At 38.1% G+C, this 19,724-nt stretch carries 23 protein-coding genes; 13 read left to right on the forward strand and 10 right to left on the reverse strand.

Annotated features, from left to right (window positions below; all coding sequences use genetic code 11):
* Positions 1–105 precede the first annotated feature (105 nt).
* Positions 106–1,203 carry a DUF763 domain-containing protein gene (locus tag QFX38_06385; GenBank protein MDI9624496.1) on the forward strand — a complete coding sequence of 366 codons (1,098 nt, stop codon included), beginning with the start codon at positions 106–108 and terminating at the stop codon, positions 1,201–1,203.
* Positions 1,204–1,281: 78 nt separating this feature from the next.
* Positions 1,282–1,617 (forward strand): DUF3147 domain-containing protein, encoded by a 336-nt coding sequence (locus tag QFX38_06390; GenBank protein MDI9624497.1) that lies wholly within the window; start codon positions 1,282–1,284, stop codon positions 1,615–1,617.
* 4 nt (positions 1,618–1,621) lie between these two features.
* Here QFX38_06390 and QFX38_06395 read toward each other — a convergent pair whose 3' ends face one another.
* A complete protein-coding gene (locus tag QFX38_06395; protein MDI9624498.1) occupies positions 1,622–1,966 on the reverse strand; it encodes a hypothetical protein in 345 nt (114 codons plus the stop codon).
* A gap of 179 nt (positions 1,967–2,145) precedes the next feature.
* Here QFX38_06395 and QFX38_06400 point away from each other — a divergent pair, with 179 nt between their 5' ends.
* The 3 genes from QFX38_06400 (at position 2,146) to QFX38_06410 (ending at position 6,027) form a co-directional block, all read left to right on the forward strand.
* On the forward strand, positions 2,146–2,928 hold the full coding sequence (locus tag QFX38_06400; protein ID MDI9624499.1) for an AAA family ATPase: 783 nt from the start codon (positions 2,146–2,148) through the stop codon (positions 2,926–2,928).
* A complete protein-coding gene (locus QFX38_06405) occupies positions 2,901–4,253 on the forward strand; it encodes a cobaltochelatase subunit CobN (GenBank protein MDI9624500.1) in 1,353 nt (450 codons plus the stop codon). The genes QFX38_06400 and QFX38_06405 overlap by 28 nt, the downstream gene beginning before the upstream one ends.
* A 322-nt stretch (positions 4,254–4,575) precedes the next feature.
* Entirely contained in the window at positions 4,576–6,027 is a 1,452-nt protein-coding gene (locus QFX38_06410; protein MDI9624501.1) for a Mur ligase family protein, read from the forward strand.
* Between the two features lie 32 nt (positions 6,028–6,059).
* On the opposite strand, the gene QFX38_06415 is transcribed toward QFX38_06410, so the two are convergent.
* Entirely contained in the window at positions 6,060–6,365 is a 306-nt protein-coding gene (locus QFX38_06415; protein ID MDI9624502.1) for a hypothetical protein, read from the reverse strand.
* A 454-nt stretch (positions 6,366–6,819) separates the two neighbouring features.
* Between QFX38_06415 and metG the strand changes: the two genes are divergently transcribed.
* The 4 genes from metG to QFX38_06435 all read left to right on the forward strand — a co-directional run bounded on the left by metG (position 6,820) and on the right by QFX38_06435 (position 11,863).
* Positions 6,820–8,778: a methionine--tRNA ligase gene (gene metG, locus QFX38_06420; GenBank protein MDI9624503.1), complete on the forward strand. Its 1,959-nt coding sequence runs from the start codon at positions 6,820–6,822 to the stop codon at positions 8,776–8,778.
* A 28-nt stretch (positions 8,779–8,806) separates the two neighbouring features.
* Positions 8,807–10,369, forward strand: coding sequence for a DUF530 domain-containing protein (locus QFX38_06425; protein MDI9624504.1), 1,563 nt, complete (start codon positions 8,807–8,809; stop codon positions 10,367–10,369).
* A 72-nt stretch (positions 10,370–10,441) separates the two neighbouring features.
* A complete protein-coding gene (locus QFX38_06430; protein MDI9624505.1) occupies positions 10,442–10,894 on the forward strand; it encodes a helix-turn-helix domain-containing protein in 453 nt (150 codons plus the stop codon).
* A gap of 87 nt (positions 10,895–10,981) precedes the next feature.
* Positions 10,982–11,863 carry a multidrug transporter gene (locus QFX38_06435; GenBank protein MDI9624506.1) on the forward strand — a complete coding sequence of 294 codons (882 nt, stop codon included), beginning with the start codon at positions 10,982–10,984 and terminating at the stop codon, positions 11,861–11,863.
* Here QFX38_06435 and QFX38_06440 read toward each other — a convergent pair.
* The 7 genes from QFX38_06440 to QFX38_06470 all read right to left on the reverse strand — a co-directional run bounded on the left by QFX38_06440 (position 11,843) and on the right by QFX38_06470 (position 16,748).
* Positions 11,843–12,730, reverse strand: a complete 888-nt coding sequence (locus QFX38_06440; protein MDI9624507.1) for a tetratricopeptide repeat protein — start codon at positions 12,728–12,730, stop codon at positions 11,843–11,845. The genes QFX38_06435 and QFX38_06440 overlap by 21 nt on opposite strands.
* A complete protein-coding gene (locus QFX38_06445) occupies positions 12,720–13,394 on the reverse strand; it encodes an RAD55 family ATPase (GenBank protein ID MDI9624508.1) in 675 nt (224 codons plus the stop codon). The genes QFX38_06440 and QFX38_06445 overlap by 11 nt, the downstream gene beginning before the upstream one ends.
* Positions 13,395–13,409: 15 nt before the next feature.
* Positions 13,410–14,117 carry an RAD55 family ATPase gene (locus tag QFX38_06450; GenBank protein ID MDI9624509.1) on the reverse strand — a complete coding sequence of 236 codons (708 nt, stop codon included), beginning with the start codon at positions 14,115–14,117 and terminating at the stop codon, positions 13,410–13,412.
* Positions 14,110–15,285 (reverse strand): GTP-binding protein, encoded by a 1,176-nt coding sequence (locus QFX38_06455; GenBank protein ID MDI9624510.1) that lies wholly within the window; start codon positions 15,283–15,285, stop codon positions 14,110–14,112. The genes QFX38_06450 and QFX38_06455 overlap by 8 nt, the downstream gene beginning before the upstream one ends.
* A 2-nt stretch (positions 15,286–15,287) precedes the next feature.
* Positions 15,288–15,665, reverse strand: a complete 378-nt coding sequence (locus QFX38_06460; GenBank protein MDI9624511.1) for a roadblock/LC7 domain-containing protein — start codon at positions 15,663–15,665, stop codon at positions 15,288–15,290.
* A 146-nt stretch (positions 15,666–15,811) separates the two neighbouring features.
* Positions 15,812–16,204 (reverse strand): hypothetical protein, encoded by a 393-nt coding sequence (locus QFX38_06465; GenBank protein MDI9624512.1) that lies wholly within the window; start codon positions 16,202–16,204, stop codon positions 15,812–15,814.
* 100 nt (positions 16,205–16,304) lie between these two features.
* Complete coding sequence (locus QFX38_06470; GenBank protein ID MDI9624513.1) at positions 16,305–16,748, reverse strand: hypothetical protein; 444 nt, start codon at positions 16,746–16,748, stop codon at positions 16,305–16,307.
* Between the two features lie 102 nt (positions 16,749–16,850).
* On the opposite strand from QFX38_06470, the gene QFX38_06475 reads away from it, so the two are divergent.
* From QFX38_06475 to cobM, 3 genes are read left to right on the forward strand one after another with little or no spacing between them, the layout of a single operon-like run.
* Positions 16,851–17,327 carry a methyl-coenzyme M reductase family protein gene (locus QFX38_06475; protein MDI9624514.1) on the forward strand — a complete coding sequence of 159 codons (477 nt, stop codon included), beginning with the start codon at positions 16,851–16,853 and terminating at the stop codon, positions 17,325–17,327.
* Positions 17,328–17,354: 27 nt separating this feature from the next.
* Complete coding sequence (locus tag QFX38_06480) at positions 17,355–17,606, forward strand: TIGR00304 family protein (GenBank protein MDI9624515.1); 252 nt, start codon at positions 17,355–17,357, stop codon at positions 17,604–17,606.
* A gap of 15 nt (positions 17,607–17,621) precedes the next feature.
* Positions 17,622–18,380, forward strand: a complete 759-nt coding sequence (cobM, locus tag QFX38_06485) for a precorrin-4 C(11)-methyltransferase (GenBank protein MDI9624516.1) — start codon at positions 17,622–17,624, stop codon at positions 18,378–18,380.
* Here cobM and QFX38_06490 read toward each other — a convergent pair.
* A complete protein-coding gene (locus QFX38_06490) occupies positions 18,377–18,760 on the reverse strand; it encodes a CopG family ribbon-helix-helix protein (protein ID MDI9624517.1) in 384 nt (127 codons plus the stop codon). The two genes, cobM and QFX38_06490, sit on opposite strands and share 4 nt — an antisense overlap.
* A 108-nt stretch (positions 18,761–18,868) precedes the next feature.
* Between QFX38_06490 and QFX38_06495 the strand changes: the two genes are divergently transcribed.
* Positions 18,869–19,723 (forward strand): zinc ABC transporter substrate-binding protein, encoded by an 855-nt coding sequence (locus tag QFX38_06495; protein MDI9624518.1) that lies wholly within the window; start codon positions 18,869–18,871, stop codon positions 19,721–19,723.
* Position 19,724 lies beyond the last annotated feature (1 nt).

Raw genomic sequence — 19,724 nt, forward strand, 5'->3', positions numbered from 1 at the left:
CTGTATTTGGAATATAAGAGAAATTTATGCTACGCAATACTAAAATTAATATCAAAATAAAAAGATAAATAATAATACCTTAAATTATAAGTAGGTGCTTTTTTCATGAGGAGAACAGGTCATGCTAATTTGCCACTTCATGGTGGACATGCTCCAAGATGGCTCTTTAAACGGATGGTGAGACTCGCCAAGGCCATAACCTCTATCATAATAGACGAATATGGTACCCAAGAATTCCTATCACGAATTTCTGATCCATTCTGGTTCCAATCCTTTTCGTGTATCCTAGGCTTTGACTGGCACTCTTCCGGAACCACCACAACTACCTGCGCAGCCCTAAAACATGCCATCAACCCAATGGAACATGGCATTTTAGTGGCCGGCGGAAAAGGTAAAGCCTCAAGGAAAACACCCATCGAATTAAGAGGTGCTGAAAAATTCTTTAACCTCGAAGCCCAGGATTTGATACGTACAAGTCGTCTAGTGGCAAAAGTCGACAACACATGCATACAAGACTCATACCAATTATACCATCATACCTTCATAGTAGACGAAAACGGAGAATGGAGCGTAATCCAACAAGGATTCAACAAGAAGAGAAGATATGCACGACGCTATCACTGGTCAAGCCAAAAACTAGACGATTTTGTTGAAAACCCCCACACAGGTATCACAAGTTCTATCAGGGAAGGAAAAGTTCTGAACATGACAGCCACTAAGAGCAGAAATGCAAGAAACATAAGCTTAGAAATAGTATGTGATGGCCCAGAACACTTAAAAAGATACATTACAGGGCAAACAACACTCTACAATTATAGTATACTCGAAATGCCACCAAACCATGAAATACGGCGGATAAACCTATCAGAAGCAGACTTTCAAATATTACAAAGGGCCTATGAAATACAACCAGAAAATTACGAAACCCTTATCCTGATTAGGGGTATGGGTCCCAAGAAGATAAGGGCTTTGGCACTCCTTTCAGACCTTATATATGGTGAGCCTCCAAGTTGGGAGGATCCTGTAAAGTACACCTTCGCCCATGGTGGCAAGGACGGCCACCCATACCCAGTAGAAAAGAAAGTATATGATAATACGATTCAATTCCTCGAGGAAGCGGTTAATGAATCAAAATTAGACAAGGAGGATAAACTGCGAGCGCTCAAATCCCTAGAATATTTCATATCCAAAGGATCAGCATGAATCCTAAGTTCCTGCTTCTTCAATGTAATGAGACTTATAAGCTAGGGGGATCTATCAGATAAAGGGAGGATGATTTGGATGGGGACAAGTATAAAATTGATTTTTTATTTCATCCTTGGTGGTGTTGTTGTAAGTTTAACCACATACTTCGGAAGTAAAGAGAAGGGCGTTTTAGCGGCTTTTATTGCCATGTTCCCATCTGTAACAGTTCTCACATTGTCCACGATTTATCTGGAGGCTGGTATGCGACCTGTACTATCATATCTTAAAGGTTTGCTCCTTCTAACCCCTATTTGGATTTTATACCTTATTTGCCTGGTTTATATGGTTCCTAGGCATGGTTTCTGGCCAGCTTTAGCCTCTGGAGTGGCCCTATATCTTATCCTAGCCTGGCTGATAACATTCGGATTCTAAGGAGTTATACTCCACCTACTTCTAAAAGTTCGAAAAATTCTTTTATGATCTCCCTTGTTATAGGGTCTATACTTTTTGTAGGACCCGTTTGGGGTTTGTATATCCGGGCTTCATCTCTCTTGGATGCGTTTATGACTATTTTTTCCTCCCCCCAGTGGCGTGATGGGTCTATAACCAAAATATCAAGTTTCTCATAATATTCAATGTTCACGAAACCGCCGCATCTCCCAGGATATATTATGGTGGTCCTTAGTGGAACTTCTACTATTCTGCATGCCTCTAGAAAATCAGTGAAAGGTTCACCTTCCCTTATAGCCTTCCGGACGGCCTTTATTATTTTGGTTTTCATGTGACTTTTACCTCATTTCATGAATCATATTTCTTTTTGCATTTTATAGAGTAGAATTTTTTGCATTTTATTAAAACCACACAAATTGTATTACTATTTCCCATTCTTATATTTAAACTGTTAATACTTTGTTGGGTGTTTATATACATCATCTCCTTAATATCCTAATGGTGATGCTCATGAAATTTTCAGTGTTCCCTTTTACGGCCATTGTTGGACAAGACCATCTCAAAATGGCCCTTATACTAAACGCAATTGACCCTACAATAGGTGGAGTGCTAATAAAAGGTGATAAAGGCACTGGGAAATCCACTGCCGTAAGGGCATTCGCAGAACTACTACCAGCAAGAGAAGTAGTTGATGGCTGCCCATTCAACTGCAACCCAAAGGAACATTTTCTCTGCCAAGAATGTAAAACAATCCTCGAATATGAAGGCCACTTACCCACAACAAAAAGGAGAATGTCAATAGTCGAACTCCCGGTCTCGGCCACAGAAGACATGGTAGTAGGATCACTAGACATCAAAAAAGCCCTGCAAGAAGGTGTGAAAGCCCTCGAACCTGGTATACTAGCACGAGCAAATGGTAACATACTCTACATCGACGAAGTAAACCTCCTAGACGACCATGTTGTGAATGTTTTGTTGGATGCAGCCGCAATGGGGGTTAACATTATCGAAAGGGAAGGAGTTTCGGTTTCCCACCCCTCAAGGTTCATATTGGTTGGTACAATGAACCCAGAGGAAGGAGACCTAAGACCACAGATACTTGACAGGTTCGGGCTCTGTGTAGAGGTTAAGGCCTTAACAGATCCCCAAGAAAGGCTCAAAATAATAAAGTATAGGATGGAATTTGATGAAAACCCAATAAAGTTCCAAGAAAAGTTCCAGAAAAAACAAAAAAAGCTACAAAAGAAGATAATAGCGGCTAAAAATTGGAAAAAGAAGCCAAAAAAGCAATAAAAAACATCCTAGAAGATAGAACACCAGAATATCTGCCAAAAGATTACATAAAATGGGTGGAAAAACTTTCAAAGTCCATTGATTTCTCATCAGAGAGCACTTCACTCATAAAAGCCCTAAATGCCGAATACATAAGACCAAACAGAGGAAGCGACCCTATAAAAGATCCCGAAACATACCCAACAGGTTATAGTATGTTCGCATTCGACCCAATGAAAATACCAACAGTATTATCAGAAAAAAGGGGCCGAAAGGCCGCGCAATTCCTAATCAAAGAATACCTTCAAGAATATAAAGAATACCCAGAAACTATAGGGATAATATTATGGGGATTTGAAACACTAAAAACCGGCGGAGACACAATATCAATGATACTAGAACTCCTAGGACTCCGTATAACAAGAAAATACGGTCCTTGGGTCAAAAAGTTCGAGGTAATCCCATTAGAAGAACTTGGAAGACCCAGAATTGACGTTTTAGTGAACATTTGCGGAATATTCAGGGACACACTAGGCACCCAAATAGACCTACTAAACAGAGCATTCAAAAAGGTGGCAGAACTCAAAGAGCCAGAAGACATGAACTACATAAGAAAACATTACCTCAAAGACGGATCCCTCGCAAGGATATTCGGGCCTTCACCAAGTGAATATGCCACTAACTTGCCACAGCTCATTGAAAACAGTTCCTGGGACAGGGAAGAAGAACTAACAGATGCTTACAGGGATTGCATGTCCTATGCATATCTTCCAGATGGTATAAAAAAAGAAAATAAAACCTTGCAAAAACTCTTGGCCCGTGTCGACATCGTAACCCAAGAAAGAGATAACATTGAATATGAGGTTACAGACCTCGACCATTACTATGAATTCCTCGGAGGACTTTCAAGTTCCGTCAAAGCACTTAAAGGGGAGGAAGCAAGTATAAAAGTCATAGATTCGACCGAAGAAGAAATATACGTTGAAGACCTTGAAAAGACAATTGAAAGGGCCGCCAGAACCCGCATACTCAACCCCAAATGGTTAAACGGCATGCTAAAACATGACTTCCACGGTGCAAAACACATAAAGGACAGAATCGAAAATCTACTTGGATTTTCAGCCACCACACAAAAAGTCGAAAACTGGGTATATGAAAACGTAGCAGATAGACTAATACTTGACCCTCAGATGAGAAAAAGACTACTAGAAAACAATCCATTCGCCACCATAGAAATAGGTGAAATATTACTTGAAACTGAGAGAAGAGGTTATTGGAAAACCTCAAAAGAAAAAATCCAAAAAATAAAAGAAATAATACTCTCAATAGAATACGAACTTGAGTAAACCCATACAAAAGATAGGCTTCTATCATTCAAAAAAGACTAGAGGCCTCTTGAACAGCCTACACCCCCCCATTTAGGGCTACATTACAACCAAATTTCAATTTATAGTCTCCCCATTAAGAACATTTTTTTACTCCCCAAAGATATTAAGATTTAACCAATCACTACCATATCATCCTTTGAAAGGGGGATCTTCCGACCGCAGAAAAAAAAGATGAATATTAAGGATTATCCTCATATATTATATAAGAGTATGAATAGTATGTAGAGTAGCATCCTCCCCACTTTTCTAGCTGGATAAGGTCTCGGATCATCAAGGGGGGATGAAATTTTCAATGGTATTAGAAGAGGATGTTGAAATGACATTTAAATGTATTACAGCACGCATAGCAGGAAAATTGGCTCTTTCCATGGTCAAATTTGGAAAGGGTATGGGTAGGAGTTTCCCAGGTTATTTATTCCTTAAAATAGGTGGACTTGATTGTCTAAGAGAACTTTCAAAAAGGTCAAGGATCGGTAACATACTCATAACCGGGACGAATGGTAAAACAACCACCACAAAAATGTTATGCTTACTCTTAAAAAAGGATTCTTCAGTCTCATGCAACTTTGACAGTAACACGATAAATGCTGTTGCAACAGGACTTTTAAAAAAAGAATCTGACCTGGGAGTGTTTGAATATGGTATCAGAACGTCTAAATATTCGGTTCCAGATACAGTCTGTGAATACGTGGATCCCATTGGTGTTATTTACACAACAATCTCTAGGGAGCATTCAATGGTCGCCGGGGAGAAAAACCCATTCAAAGAATACTTCAAAGCCAAAAAATTGCTTTCAGCCCCAATGAAAAAAGGTGTTATAATCTGTAATGCTGATGACCCAAGAACGGCCTCCATTGGAATGGAAAAAGAAAAAGACGTCCAAGTAACCTATTATGGTTTTGAAGTGGGCTTGGAGGATGAAACACCACTAAGCGCACCAGTCCATTGTCCTATATGCGACGAAAAACTAGAATACTCAAAAAGGTACCTGAACCATCGGGGAATATACAAGTGCAAATGTGGATTTTCAAGGCCAGAACCACACGTCAAATTAACAAGATTATCCAAAAAGGGCAAAAAATGGGAAATAGAAATTACCAGTGAAACACACAATTATACAAGCCAAAAAATGATATCATCAAAATTTAAATTAGAAGTTCCAAATTTTGGCATGCACAATTTCTACAATTTCCTCTGCGCCTCCGCAGCCTATATAACATTCACACCCCACCCAGAAAATATAAAAGAAACAATAATAAAAACGGCCCTGGAACTTGAAAAGTTCACCTTGCCACCTGGAAGATTCGAAATCTTCAAATTAGATGACAAGACCGTGGGGATAGGCCAGGGAGACAATGGGGATGCGCTAAAAGCCAATCTCCAAGTTCATCCATCAGATGAGATGACACTTATCTATACAACACCAGACAAAGACGAAGATGAAATATTCCAGGATCACCTAAGAGTTATCAAATCCGCAGAGCCTAGGAAAGTCCATGTTTTCCCTGGGAGAGAATCAACCTCCGCCGCGAGAAACTATTATAAGACCATTAAAGAATATTTCGACGCCAGTTTCCACCCGATTTCAAACAAGGACATGGACAAGAAAATAGATGAAATCCTCAAAATCATAAATGAGTCATCTACAGAATCCATCATGGTCAGCGGTTGCGGACCAGAACACCTACTCTGGGAGCGATTAAAATCAAAATTTAAATCAACCTTTACTTAAGGCTGCGGCCTTAAATTTGTTAAAAAAAAGCTTTATTGAAGGTTTATTGTTGGGCGGAGTAATATCTCTAGATGCTTATAAAAATGTGTTCTATCAACTATTTCTTTGAGTGAATGTTCTTTCAGTTTTAGTGACGCTGTAGAAGCTCCATTACATTTAAGGTCGCATCCTTCACATCCGAAACTTGTAGGATCTGGGAACAGAAAATAACATGGTAATTTCATGTCAACATTCAATTCTTTGACTGTTAATCCCTTGTTGACCAATTCCTTTAATTCTTCTTTCATTTGTGGATGCTTCACAAAAATGTCATATAATATTTTTCCTATTTTTGTCATGCTTTTCACCCTTCCAGCTAATTATGGTGGAAAATCCGTTATAAATCCCAATCATTTATTATATTCCACATTACATATAAACATGTCCTCAGTTTTCCTCAACAGAAAATTGGAGAAAAGCAAGATATTTCTTCGATTTATAATAGCGAATATTAGCACGCTCACGTTCCATAAGGGGTGCCAGTATACGAGGCAAATCATCTTACGCGATTGGTAAATAAAATAATTTTATCCACATTCAATTTTCTATAATCTAAAATAATCATGAATTTCGCCCTCTTTTTTAATCCCAAAAACCTATAATGTTTCTAATTCCAATAGAGTATTTGCAAACAAGAAAGGATAAATATATATTAGCCTAAATCCAAATTGGCTAATAATATAAGCCAGTTAGATAAAACTTATTATGGTATACCCGACTACCAGTATTTCCTTTGAAAGGAGGCATGGAACATTGAAAATATTCATCACTTGTGCACTTCCATATGCAAATGGTCCAACGCACCTCGGACATCTAAGATCAACATATATACCAGCAGATATATACGCCCGCTACAATAGGATGAAAGGAAGGAAAGTCCTATTCGTATGTGCAACAGATGAACACGGGACACCAATAGCTGTCAAAGCCGAGAAAGAATCAAAAGACCCACTAGATGTGGCGACCCATTATTATAAGATGATCCGCCGGGATCTTGAAGCATGTGACATATCATTTGATAATTTTTCACGTACAAGCAATCCCTTACATCATAAGATAGCCCAGAAGTTTTTCCTAAAGCTCTATGAAAAAGATTTCATCTATGAAAAGGATATAAAACAATTATATTGTAGTGAATGTCAACGTTTTCTCCCTGACAGGTACGTTGAAGGTGAATGTCCATACTGCGGGGCAGAGGGGGCTCGGGGAGATCACTGCGAAGCCTGCGGCAGACACCTTGAACCCCTACAATTAGTCAACCCCAAGTGCATGATATGCAGCTCAGAACCAGAAGTTAGAAAATCTAGACATTATTTTTTCAGGTTAAGCAAATTCCAAGATAAGATTCTCAAATGGATAAAAGCAAATAAGAACCTACCTGCAAATGTTAGAAACTATGCATTACAATGGGTCAAAGAAGGCCTAAAAGATTGGATACTCACAAGGGACATGGAATGGGGCATACCAGTCCCTCTCAAAGAAGCCAAGGGGAAAATAATCTACGTTTGGGGGGAAGCATTCCTAGGCTATATTTCATCAGCAGTTGAATGGAGCGAAAAAACAGGCAAAGACTGGAAAGAGTATTGGGATGACACAGTAGTACACTTCATAGGCAAGGATATAATCTATCATCATGCGATTTTCTGGCCTGCACTCCTAATGGCATATGGTTGCAAACTCCCAGACAATATAATAGCAGGAGAATACCTTTCACTCGAAGGTAAGAAGATGTCCACGAGCAAAAATTGGGTTATCTGGACATCAGAATTCTTGGAAAGGTTTGAAAGCGACATCCTAAGATATTATCTTACAATAAACGCTCCCTTGACAAGAGATACTGATTTCTCATGGGAAGACTTCCAAAGAAGGGTGAATGACGAACTAGCAGATATACTAGGTAACTTTCTACATCGTACATTCTCATTTACCAACAGGTTTTACAATAGTAGGATACCTGAAGCCAACCTAGAAGATGAAGACATCAAAATCATAGAGGATATAAAGAAGGCTAAAGAAGACATTGAAAATGCTATCGAAAGATTCAATTTCAGGGAAGGACTTGTAAAGATAATAGGCTTAGCAAAGAAGGGTAACAAATACTTCAACGACCAGGAGCCATGGAAGACCATCAAAGAAGACCCTGATAGGGCTGCTGCCTGTATATTCACTTGTAACCAATTAGCCAAGGCGATAGGCTCGTTCTTAAAACCATACATGCCCAGGAAATCCGCCAAGATACTAGAGATACTCAATTTAGAGGATGCTTCATGGGAGGACGCCACCACCCCAATAAAAGCCGGCCATGAAATCAGAAAAGCCAGACCATTATTTGCCAAGATCCAAGAAAAAGTCATAGAAGAGGAAAAGCGCAAACTCCACCAGAAAACAAAAACCCGGGAAAATGTTAGCATAGAGGATTTCGAAAAATTAGACCTCAGAGTAGGGAGGATATTAAAAGCTTCCAAAATAAAAGGCTCAGACAAACTATTAAAATTGAAAGTTGATTTAAATGATAAGAAAATCCAAGTAGTGGCTGGCATAGGATCAAAATATTCACCGAGTGAACTCCCAGGAAAAAAAGTTATAGTACTAGCCAATATAAGACCTACAAGATTATTCGGCACGAAATCTGAGGGCATGATACTCGCAACAGAAGAAAAAATGGGACTACTAACAGTAGAAGATGGTAAAATAGGTGAAAGAATAAAATAAACCCCCCAAAGATAAGTTTGTATCGTTGATGAAAATGGAGGAACCAGCCCTCATAGCAAAATCTGAAAAATTCCTAGAAAGTATAAAAATCCAGAAGATAAACCCAGACGATCTTATAGACCCCAAACGTTTCATCGAAACATACACCCATTTAAGATCCAATCTAAAAAAACTCCAAAAAATAAAAAAGAAGATGGAACTAAAAGGATTCAAAACACCATACCGTTCAATGGCGATATATGGCCCTCCACTAAAGGGGGAATTGAAAGCAGAGGACCTCCATGACATAAAAAGACAAACACGATATTTTAGGATGAAAGCTTCGCTTAAAAAGAACATCCTGGACAGGGTAAATTCTGCGATAGCATCCCATAGGATAGCATTAGGCCATCTAGAAGAACACGGCACTTTAACTTGTGAAATATGCAGAAAAACTTTCAGGCTTGGCGAATTATCAGAAGATGAATTTAAAGAATGTGAATGTGGCTCCAGCCTCCAAGTAAAATTCGAAGAGGGAAATATAAAACGCCTTGAAATAATACCATATCTTCCACTTTCAGGAGACTATATGGTCAAGATTTCCCAATTGACCCCATGGGCCAGGGAGTCCTTCAAAGAGATTATAAGACTCCTAAAGAATGAGAGAAGTGGAACCATAACCTCGGCGACCATGATCATTAAGGTCCAAGAATCCGGGCGCTGGGTCAGAAAAAAGATGACTATCGAAGACATCGACCACGTCGACTATGAAGAGAAATTAAAACAAGAATACGGACCCCATGCGAGGATAGAATTCATACAATTTCACCGCAGAAAATCCACAATAATCAATGATAGACACATTAGAACAGCGCTGGCACTAGGCTATTCCGGGTTTATCCAAGATTTTCTGGCTAAAATAGAAGATGAAATCCTTAAAAAAAGATTAAAAAAACCTCATATAATTAAAAGATATGATGAAATACATGAAGAGGCTGGGAAATATTCGCCACCATTTGTAAGAGAAGGCAAAGAGCTTGAAGAAATCCGAAAAAGAAGACTTGAAGACCTTCTTATCCAAGAAGGTCTGGCAGATGAAAATGGAAATCTGAAACCAGATCTTCAATCGGACCTAGAAATGAGAGAGAAAATAATGAATATTTTCTCAAGAATCCCCACAACCCTAATATTATGGGATATAGCACGTTATTATCTTACAACATCCCATGACAGGAGAAGTAAGTATGCAGGCCCATTCCCAGGTTTAGGCCCAGTTTTGGACCGTAAACAGGTTAAAGCATTCAACAAGATGGACAGTGAAGCTGTTAAACTCCTCAGAGAACATGGTGAGAAAATATTCTATATAAAAAATCTCCAAAAATTATTATTAAGAAAATTTGAGATAGAAGAAAAAATAAAAGGCTTACACATGAAAATTAATCCAAAGGCCTTTGGAGCCGCTCTAATCAACTTAGAATCTGGTATAGATGAGAAAACATGTGCTAGTATATTTTCTGTGACATTAGACGAGTTAAAAAGAGAAAAGGAGAATATAAAGGCTCTTAGAAAACCTGCAGACAAGGCTAGGCTCTTCATGGAAATGATTAAATAAAAAACGCCCTTAAAATTGCTACAAAATACGATGGATCCTACCTATTATTAAAATAAGAAGAAAGTGATCATATTGGCTAGAAAAATACATATAAACCAGCCATTAACCTCACGTAGAATAATAGAAGTCCTTGAAAAAAACCCTGACCTTGAAAAGATCACATGCCCACCCAGTCTATATGATAGAATTTCCCCAAAGTACCTCAAAGCCCTCAAAAAATTAGGAATAAAAGTAGAACCTAAAAGAAGGCGTAAATATGCTGAAAAGGACGTGAAAATGATCAGGAAACTTATAAGCGAAGGTAAAACCCCAAAAGAAATAGCAAGTATAACAAAGATACCCATCAAAACCATATACTACCTCAAAGGGGACATGAAACTCAAAAGGGGCCCAAAGCCCAAATATGATAAAATCACAAGAAGGCGCGTGCAGAAAATGGCAAAAAAGGGTATGCCCGCGAAAAAAATAGCTGAAAAATTTAATATACCCTTAAGGACAGTCTATTATATAATCAAAAAGGGGTGATCCCAGTTGCTACCAGTTGAATTTAACACTATCATAACAGTATCTATTATTTGTTTCACAGTGGCATTTTCATCAACCTATTTTGTAATGCCAAGATTAATAAAAAAGCTAAGGAATGCTAACATAGTCGGGAAAGACATCCACAAGATCTCTAAGCCAATGGTCGCTGAAATGGGTGGTATCGGAATACTATTCGGGTTTATAATAGGAATGTTCATAGCAATTTGCACATTCCCAAAACTCCACTATGAACTCATAGTAACCCTACTTGTTATTATACTAGTCGGCCTTGTGGGCATGGTAGACGACCTTGTAAGACTCTCATCAAAAGAAAAACTATTCCTCCTATTCTTGGCAGGACTCCCACTTATATGGGTAGCCCCTCCTAACGTAGGTATACTATATCTTATAAGTATGCCAATAGCAGTTTCCATCGCCTCAAACCTCACCAACATGCTAGCTGGTTTGAATGGGATCGAATCAGGACTAGGATCTATAGCCATGATATCACTCACAGCATCCTGTATAATAATGGGAAAATATGATGTTTCACTTATTACGATGACAATGTTAGGTTCTCTTTTGGCCTTTTTAATATACAATCGGTACCCTTCGCGTGTATTCCCAGGAGATGTTGGTACACTTATAATAGGGGCATGTATAGCTGCTGTGGCATTCATAGGACGTATAAAGAGCATAGCATTCATCGTATTATTACCGAATATAATAGATTCCATTTTAAAATTCTATAGCGCGGGTGTAATGGAGAGGCATCAACACACTCCTACAATGGTGACAGAAGATGGTAAACTTGTAGTCCCACCAGGAGGGTTCAATTCGCTTATAAGATGGATCCTTAGAAGGCCCATGAAGGAAAAACATGTTGTACTCATCGTATGGTTTATAGGAATATTATTCGGTTCCCTTGGGATACTATTAGCCTTTATATTACCCCTTGACCCGATATAGTAACCTACAAATATCCACAACAACTTTAGAAGCCTTAGAATCGTCTGAATCCCTAAATAATTCAATTGCACTTTTAAAATTCTCTAAAGCCTCTTCTTCGTTTCCTTTGATGAAATATATGACGCCTAGGAAAACATTCACAATCCCAAGTGACATCTTATCATCTCTTTTATCGAATATCTCCGCAGCCCGTTCAAAATAATTGAATGCATCATCATAATTCTTATCTTCGAATGAACGGCTTCCAAGGCTTAGGAGGATGGAAGCTTCACCCAATTCATCATTTATTGCCGTAGCTATATCCAGAGCCTCTTTTAATTCTTCAATGGTACCCCCAGGGGGTTCATATACTGATTCTAGACGTCCAAGTAGTGTTCTCAACTTTGGTAGTATCTTGTCAATATCAACTTCTAACTTTTCAGGTTCAGGAACCTTAGAGGTTTCCTCAAGTTTTTTATGCAATTCAGCCATTTCTATGGCTTCTTTCATCTTCTCGACTTCGCTTATCTTCTCTTTCATCTCGGCTTTGCGGGGTGATTTAATTGAAGAATAAACTTTGAATGCCTCCTTAAAATATTCAATAGCAATACCCATCTCTCTCTTATCTAGGTAAACATCACCCATAAAATCGAGTACAATAGCTTCAAGTTCTTTATCATCCAGTTCAACAGCTACTTTAAACGCTTTTTCAAGATATTCCATAGCATTTTCATGTTCACCCTTATCAAGGTAATATCCTGCTATTGATAACAAAATATCGAACTCTTCCTCCCATAATTCCCGGAGACGGTGGATATAATCCTCTAATGACCTTCTCCTTTCAAATAGGTCAAATAAACCCAATATTAATATCATTCTACTTTCCAACATGTAATCCCTTATCTGTTATGGTGTATTGGGCAGATTTTTTACCTGCTGAAGATTCTATCTTGATTTTTTCCCCATCTAAACATAATTTTAAATCAGCTAAATCCATCAAAGAAGTTTCAATCTGAGGTTCAACAGTCCCTGTTGTATGCACCACAACCCCCACACCCCTAGCTTCACTTATACGACTCTTATAAGCTTTAACAAGCCTTAACACTAAACTTGGAGGGTTAAATGCGAATATCATTGTAAGAGAGTCCAATATAGCCCTAAACTTGGATGATTTCCTAAATAATGAACGTGTACCCACACCAACTTTCACCATAAAATCAGTAAGATTTTGGACTGATGAAAACTTTAATGTCTCTGAATCTTCAACCTTAACACCAGCCAACCGGGTTAAAAGATCTATTATGTAAACATCACCATTTTGAATATATGGTCGCAGAAACCAATTAAATTCCATCATCCTCTGCTCAAGTTGCCTTGAACCATAATCAGCAACTATATACAAGCATGGTTCGCCACCTTCAAGGCCCGAATAAAGAAACTGATAGCAGAATATGGACTTACCTACTTTAGGGGGGCCATAAAGTAATATAAGATTCCCAGGTGCCACATCCTCAAGAAGATCATCCAAAACATTCGCTTCCTGGCCCTTCATGAATATCACACAAATTTAGTCAACTATTATACCCCTAGAGGTTATATCATAATGGGCTTTTACCTTACCACTTCCGATCATGGCCTCTATGGTGAGTTTCTCCCCATCAAGGTGAATTATATTATCTACTATGGCTTTTAACATGTTCTCGACCCTGGAAGAAGCTGAACCTTCAGTGTAAGTTACAATTGCTGTTCCTCCACTCTCTTTTATACGCATTATATAGACTGTGAGCACCCTTACAATCAAAACTTCGTCATTGAATGCCATGAGGGTTGTTAACGAATCAAGAACTGATCTGTAACGGGGCGAGTTTGATGTTATCTGGCGTATGGCCATTCCCAATTTTACCATGATATCTGTGGGATTATGTACAGATGATAAAAAATAGTTAGGTTTACTTTCAACTTCCACGCCTGCAATTGTTGATATGGCATCTATGAAATAAAAACTTTCATTTTCTATGTATTCAGAGAGGTTCCAACCGAAATTGGCTATATTTCTTTCAATGTCCTTCAGGCCATAATCTGTGCTGATATAAAGGCATGGTTCATTATTAAGAAGGCCCTCATATGCAAATTGATAAGAGAATACAGATTTCCCAACCTTTGGAGGACCGTAGACGAGTGTAACAGTGTTCTCTGCAAATGATCCGCTTCCTTCACTTACAAGTTCATCTAAACCGGGAATACCTGATGGGATCCTTATAATCAATTTAATCACCATAGAGTAATCCTAGGAGGGCGTCAAGGGCATCAGTGACTCCTTTCCCTTCTGTTACTATCGCTGGTATGATGGGGATGTCCTTGCCAAGTTTCATCTTTTCACGTATTTCTTCGGGTGAAAGTGCCCCTGGCAAGTCTTGTTTATTCGCGACTAAAACTTTTGGTATCGCCTCTGCTTTTGCCTTCCTTATCATTTCTTTGGCCCTTGCAAATGTTTGTGGGGCTGTTGAGTCAACGATTATAAAAGCACCAACTGATTCCCTGCCTAGAACATCTAATAGTAAGTCAAATCGTTCCTGGCCTGGTGTGCCGAATACATCAGCTATAAAACCTTTATATTCAAGATGTCCTATATCTAATGCTATCGTGGTTGGAAAAGCCGATAAAGCCTTCCTATCAACTGAAACAGACTTCTTTGATATTTTCTTCACGAAAGTCGATTTACCTGCATTGTATGGGCCGGTGACTAATATCTTCGGTATGTATACTTTAACTCCTCCTGGTTGCACCACAAAGAATAGTACCATAGTATCTGATGGTTTGGACCATGAAGAATGGGCTACCATGAAACCTTGGCCTATTATAACCCTTTCTTCTATTGTTTTGATCTCAACTACACAATCCATGGATTTTTTAAGATTTTGGATTAAATCGTGGTTATAATCCCATTTTGTGAAGAGATAAATTAGGCTAGTATTATATTTTTTGCCATGTGAATTCCATTTTTTTATGATGTTTATTGTCTCATTTTCTCCAAGATAATCTATCAGGGTTGAAAGGTTATTTATGATACCTATACCATCGGGCACGTCCTCTATAGCTTCTAGTATCACTTCTTCTATCTGTGAATAGTCCTCGATGGAATATTTGGCATCTGATGGTAATCCTATGAACGGTGAAGTTCCATCAACAAAGAAAGCTTGGGTATCTTTTAAGAATTTTTCAAGGTCCCAACCATAGGATTTGAACTCATATATTATCGTTTCAGGTTCGGCTACATTCGTGAATATGAAACCCTTATCTCCATCTCTTAATCTCCCATTTAGCATCTGATAGCCAAATGCTTCATAATCCACTCCAGGAACGGCGGAGAACATTAGAGAGGCGTTATCGATTATACCGCCACCGAGTATGTCGTCAAGTTTAGGGATGTAAGTCTTTTTCATCTTCACATCTCCTTGAGTATTTCTTCAACCTGACTTGCCCTAGTTTCCATTTCAACGAGTAAAAGACCCAATTGGGCGTTTGGTTCTGCGAGTGCCGTTAATATAGCCTTCTCACCCGCAGGTTTTAAGATTATTATACCCTTCTCGGTCCTTACGGTGATCTCATCCACCGCACCAGTGTTCATCTGGCTAGAAGCAGCTTCTGCAGCTCCCATGATAGTGGAACATAAAGCTGAGAAGATTCTCGCATCCACGTCTGGGGGTGTGCGTGCATTTATAAGAAGACCTTCCTTGGACACTATCCCTGATGCTCTTATCTGTCCAACTTGCATAAAACTCGAAAGAACATCATCTAATTTTTCTTTTTTTGTTTTAGTCATAGATCCACCCAACAAGAAATTTATTATCTACTTATATATAACCTCATATGTGAAATCCCCCACACACTGAGGGGTTCTATACTTACCCCATTCTGAAATATAATAAATTGTTTATAATCTTATCATACTAGTGGTTTTCGATTTTTTTATACCCATTTCACATCTGATGTTGTGAACATGTAATTGTATGAGAAGGCTGGATTATAAAAACCATTAGTCATATTCTCTGTTTTAAATGTTGAACAAATGTTTCTCCGCATGTAATAATTTATCCTGTCTCCTAAAGAATTTCTACAATCTTCTGGGATTTCCCTTTTTAGATGAGCATATACTATAAGCCTAATTTTATATTTTCCATAAGTTTCATTATATCCCTCTTTTATAGCCTCCATTTTAATTATCTGGACAGAAGACGGTTGTAAAAGGATATTCTTCCTTGTCGTATATTCATGATAAGCATCCCAGGAATAAAGTGCAAGTTCATCCATGTTAGCTCCTTGGATAGCACCATCCCTTGCAGCTGCAAGAGCAATATCCAATTCCAGATTATCAATTAAAAAATAGGATACCAGAAAAAGTGTTGGAATAATAAAACCCAAAATAAGAATATACTCCCCTGTTATCTGGCCTCTATCCATCCTACCTTTCCTCTGTTATCATTATAATAATCCTATGGTCCTTTTTAAAATTCTTAATCTTGTAAGTGAAGCCAGGTCTCAATATGATATTTCTGGGATTCCCATTATGATCAACTATCACACAAGGGTAAATTGAGGACATACCATACCTCCCATTAACCATGCCATACACTCCACTAGAGTTGACCCATAACTGATAACGTGAACCATGGATACTATCAGGGGCCGCGAAGATCACCTCATGTCCTGGGCCACCAGCCAATACAAGATTAACCTTACCAGCCAATTCGTCCATTAAAACCCTTAAATCAGTTAAAATTCTTTCCTCGTTAGCATAATCTATCCTATAGGAGGCCATACTCATCAAATATAATATTATAAAGGACAAGTAAAGGAATGAGATCAAGAAATCCGTTGTAAAAATTCCTCTTTCACATTCTATCATAGAACCACCCTCTAGTATGATAAAATTATAAAATGTTAATATAATTTTTCCTTATGATTTTATAATAGAGTCTCCTAGAATATATCATAGCGGGGAGTGAAAATGTATAAGATAGTATTATTTAGTGGAGGCCCTTACAGATTCGAGGAATTCGAAGAATATGTGGAGGATATTGGAGGTCTAGTGCTTAAAAAGGATCGTTTTAATGTGAGCAGAGGAGAATACTTCCTAGCAGAGGAAATTAAAGCTCTAACAATAATACCCGAAGAAGAAGAGGAACAACTAAAGACGATCGTAAATAGGATAAAAGGGTTCATCCAAGAATTACCATTTGACGAGAACAAAAAAAGGAAAATACTACTATGCATACTCCTACATGACTCATTGACTAGGAACCCCCAATGGATGGAAAAAGAGGAAATAGAAGAAAAACTAGTATGCCCTTGTGAAATTAAATTTTGTGAAAATTCGCCAGAATGCTTCATTGACTTGCCAGAGGTCCTAGATGCAATGGTGGAAATGGAACTATTAGAAAAGAGAGATAATAAAGGCACAGCCGAATATAGGATAATCATCTAAAGTTCAATAGGGGAGGCCTGATAAAAGTTGAACACAAATTCATTGATAATAGTTGGGATAATACTCATAATCCTTGGTATTTTCCTAGTATTCGCTGGTAGCATCATAAGCATATTTAAGACAAAGGAAGGTGCAGAGGTTAAAACAGGTGGAGTTATAATGATAGGACCCATCCCCATAATATTCGGAAGTGACAGGGGGATGGCTATCATAGGCTTCCTAATGGCCATAATCTTAATGATAGTGGCTTACATACTATTTTATAGGAGTATAATTTAACATTAGGGGGTTTTTATGAAGGGGAAGGTGTTTTTTATTGGTGGAGGGCCTGGAGATCCAGAACTTTTAACTTTAAAGGCTGTTAAGATAATTAAAAATTCTGATATTATAATATATGCAGGTTCCCTTGTGAACAAGAAGATTCTAGATTTTGCGCCTGATTCTAGTGAGATCTATGATAGCTCATCTATGACATTAGATGAGATAATAGATATCATGGTGGATGGTGCTGCTTCTGGGAAGATTATTGCCAGGATACATACTGGTGACCCTTCAATTTATGGGGCTATAATGGAGCAGATGAGGGAACTTAAAAAGAGAAGAATTCCCTTCGAGATTATACCAGGGGTGAGTTCACTTTTCGCTGCTGCAGCCGCTTTAAAAACAGAATTAACTGTGCCCGGGGTTTCTCAGACTGTTATAATCACAAGACCTTCTGGTAGGACGCCAGTACCCCCCAAAGAGGATCTAGGAGGTCTTGCAAGTCATAATTCTACTATGTGTATATTCCTTGGGGTTCATAAAATTGAGGAAGTTGTTAAAAGTTTAAGAGAACATTATAGGGATGATACACCAGTAGCAGTGGTTAAAAGGGCTTCATGGGATGATGAGGAGATAATAAGGGGTAAACTCTCTGATATAAAAGATAAAGTAAAGAAAAGTAATATTCAGAAGACCGCTATCATCATAGTAGGTGATGTTCTCGAACCTGGAGATTTTGAAACTTCGAAACTATATGATCCTACCTTCAGCCATGGATATCGTATAGCCTAGATTATTATAAGTTCAAGGTGTTCCATCTTCCCACAATTTCGAAATCTAGATGTGAGTTCTTTTATTTTTTCGGCTTCACCTTCTAGGATGAAGATTTCAAGGCAATTCTTGTTTTTCAAGTGACTGTGGATCTGTGTATTTATGATGCTCTCATAGTCATGTTTGATCTCGTTAACCTTATCTTCAACTTCCCTTTTGTGTATTAAGAAAAGCACGCCATTAACTTCGCCTTTTATATCCATTTGTTTCCTTTTCTCATCTATTAACATCCTAGCGGCTGTTCTTATAATATCTGAGCGGCTTGAAAATCCCATCTCATCCTTCAAGGCGTCTATTTCCTCTAGGAGTTTTTCGTTTATCGAAATGCTGATCACGCTCATAACCAAAATTATTTTAATAAACCTTTAAAAAAATTATCATAAAAATTATTAAACTATTTTTGTATTATTAATAAATTTTTTAAGGGTGAAACCAATAAAAGTCTAGCGATGAAAAAAACCAGAATATCCATCCTACTGATAATTGCCATCATAATATGCGCCTTATTATATACAACAAGTAGAACGGAAGAAACAAGCTCCGAAGAAAAAATAGTCGTGGCAGCCTCAATAATGCCCCAAAAAGAATTCATAGAAGCAGTAGGCGGAGACAAAGTAGAAGTTATAGTAATGGTACCTCCAAGAGCAGACCCACACACATACGAACCCCAACCAGGCCAATTAAGAGAATTATCAAAGGCAAAAATCTACTTCCAAATAGGCTCAGGTATAGAATTCGAAAAAACATGGATGACAAGACTAAAAGAACTAAACCCAAACATGAAGATAGTAAATTGCTCAAAGGGCATAAAACTCATGAAAGAAGACCCACACGTATGGACATCACCACGAAACGCCATCATAATAGTCGAAAACATTTACAAAGCCCTCATAGAGGAAGACCCAAACCACAAAGACTATTATGCCAAAAACAAGGACAAATACATCTCAAAGCTCAAAAAATTAGATGAACAATTCAACCAAACCCTCAAAGAAAAACAAAAAATAATATTAGTATACCATCCCGCCTGGACCTACCTCTGCAAAGACTACAACATAAAACAGATAACAATAGAAAAAGAAGGCAAAGAACCACCACCTCAAACACTCACAAAAATCATACAAGAAGCCAAAAAAAACAATATAAAAATCATGATAGTATCACCACAATCCAACAAACAAAGCGCCCAAACCATAGCAGATGAAATAGGCGCAGAAATAGTCATCATAGACCCACTCGCAGAAAACTACATAGAAAACATGCAAAAAATGCTACAAACCCTCAAAAGTATCAATGGATGGTAGA

It is taken from the genome of Methanothermobacter sp. (genome assembly GCA_030055615.1).
Lineage (GTDB): Archaea > Methanobacteriota > Methanobacteria > Methanobacteriales > DSM-23052 > Methanothermobacter_A.

Bases quoted from the DNA above. Each gene is read 5' to 3' on its own strand.
- QFX38_06470 (MDI9624513.1), bottom strand. From the start codon at position 16,748: ATGATAGAATGTGAAAGAGGAATTTTTACAACGGATTTCTTGATCTCA.
- QFX38_06400 (MDI9624499.1), top strand. From the start codon at position 2,146: ATGAAATTTTCAGTGTTCCCTTTTACGGCCATTGTTGGACAAGACCAT.
- QFX38_06395 (MDI9624498.1), bottom strand. From the start codon at position 1,966: ATGAAAACCAAAATAATAAAGGCCGTCCGGAAGGCTATAAGGGAAGGT.
- QFX38_06435 (MDI9624506.1), top strand. From the start codon at position 10,982: ATGCCAAGATTAATAAAAAAGCTAAGGAATGCTAACATAGTCGGGAAA.
- QFX38_06460 (MDI9624511.1), bottom strand. From the start codon at position 15,665: ATGACTAAAACAAAAAAAGAAAAATTAGATGATGTTCTTTCGAGTTTT.
- QFX38_06410 (MDI9624501.1), top strand. From the start codon at position 4,576: ATGAAATTTTCAATGGTATTAGAAGAGGATGTTGAAATGACATTTAAA.
- QFX38_06455 (MDI9624510.1), bottom strand. From the start codon at position 15,285: ATGAAAAAGACTTACATCCCTAAACTTGACGACATACTCGGTGGCGGT.
- QFX38_06490 (MDI9624517.1), bottom strand. From the start codon at position 18,760: ATGAGCGTGATCAGCATTTCGATAAACGAAAAACTCCTAGAGGAAATA.
- cobM (MDI9624516.1), top strand. From the start codon at position 17,622: ATGAAGGGGAAGGTGTTTTTTATTGGTGGAGGGCCTGGAGATCCAGAA.
- QFX38_06415 (MDI9624502.1), bottom strand. From the start codon at position 6,365: ATGACAAAAATAGGAAAAATATTATATGACATTTTTGTGAAGCATCCA.
- QFX38_06475 (MDI9624514.1), top strand. From the start codon at position 16,851: ATGTATAAGATAGTATTATTTAGTGGAGGCCCTTACAGATTCGAGGAA.
- QFX38_06390 (MDI9624497.1), top strand. From the start codon at position 1,282: ATGGGGACAAGTATAAAATTGATTTTTTATTTCATCCTTGGTGGTGTT.
- QFX38_06445 (MDI9624508.1), bottom strand. From the start codon at position 13,394: ATGAAGGGCCAGGAAGCGAATGTTTTGGATGATCTTCTTGAGGATGTG.
- QFX38_06495 (MDI9624518.1), top strand. From the start codon at position 18,869: ATGAAAAAAACCAGAATATCCATCCTACTGATAATTGCCATCATAATA.
- QFX38_06425 (MDI9624504.1), top strand. From the start codon at position 8,807: ATGAAAATGGAGGAACCAGCCCTCATAGCAAAATCTGAAAAATTCCTA.
- QFX38_06385 (MDI9624496.1), top strand. From the start codon at position 106: ATGAGGAGAACAGGTCATGCTAATTTGCCACTTCATGGTGGACATGCT.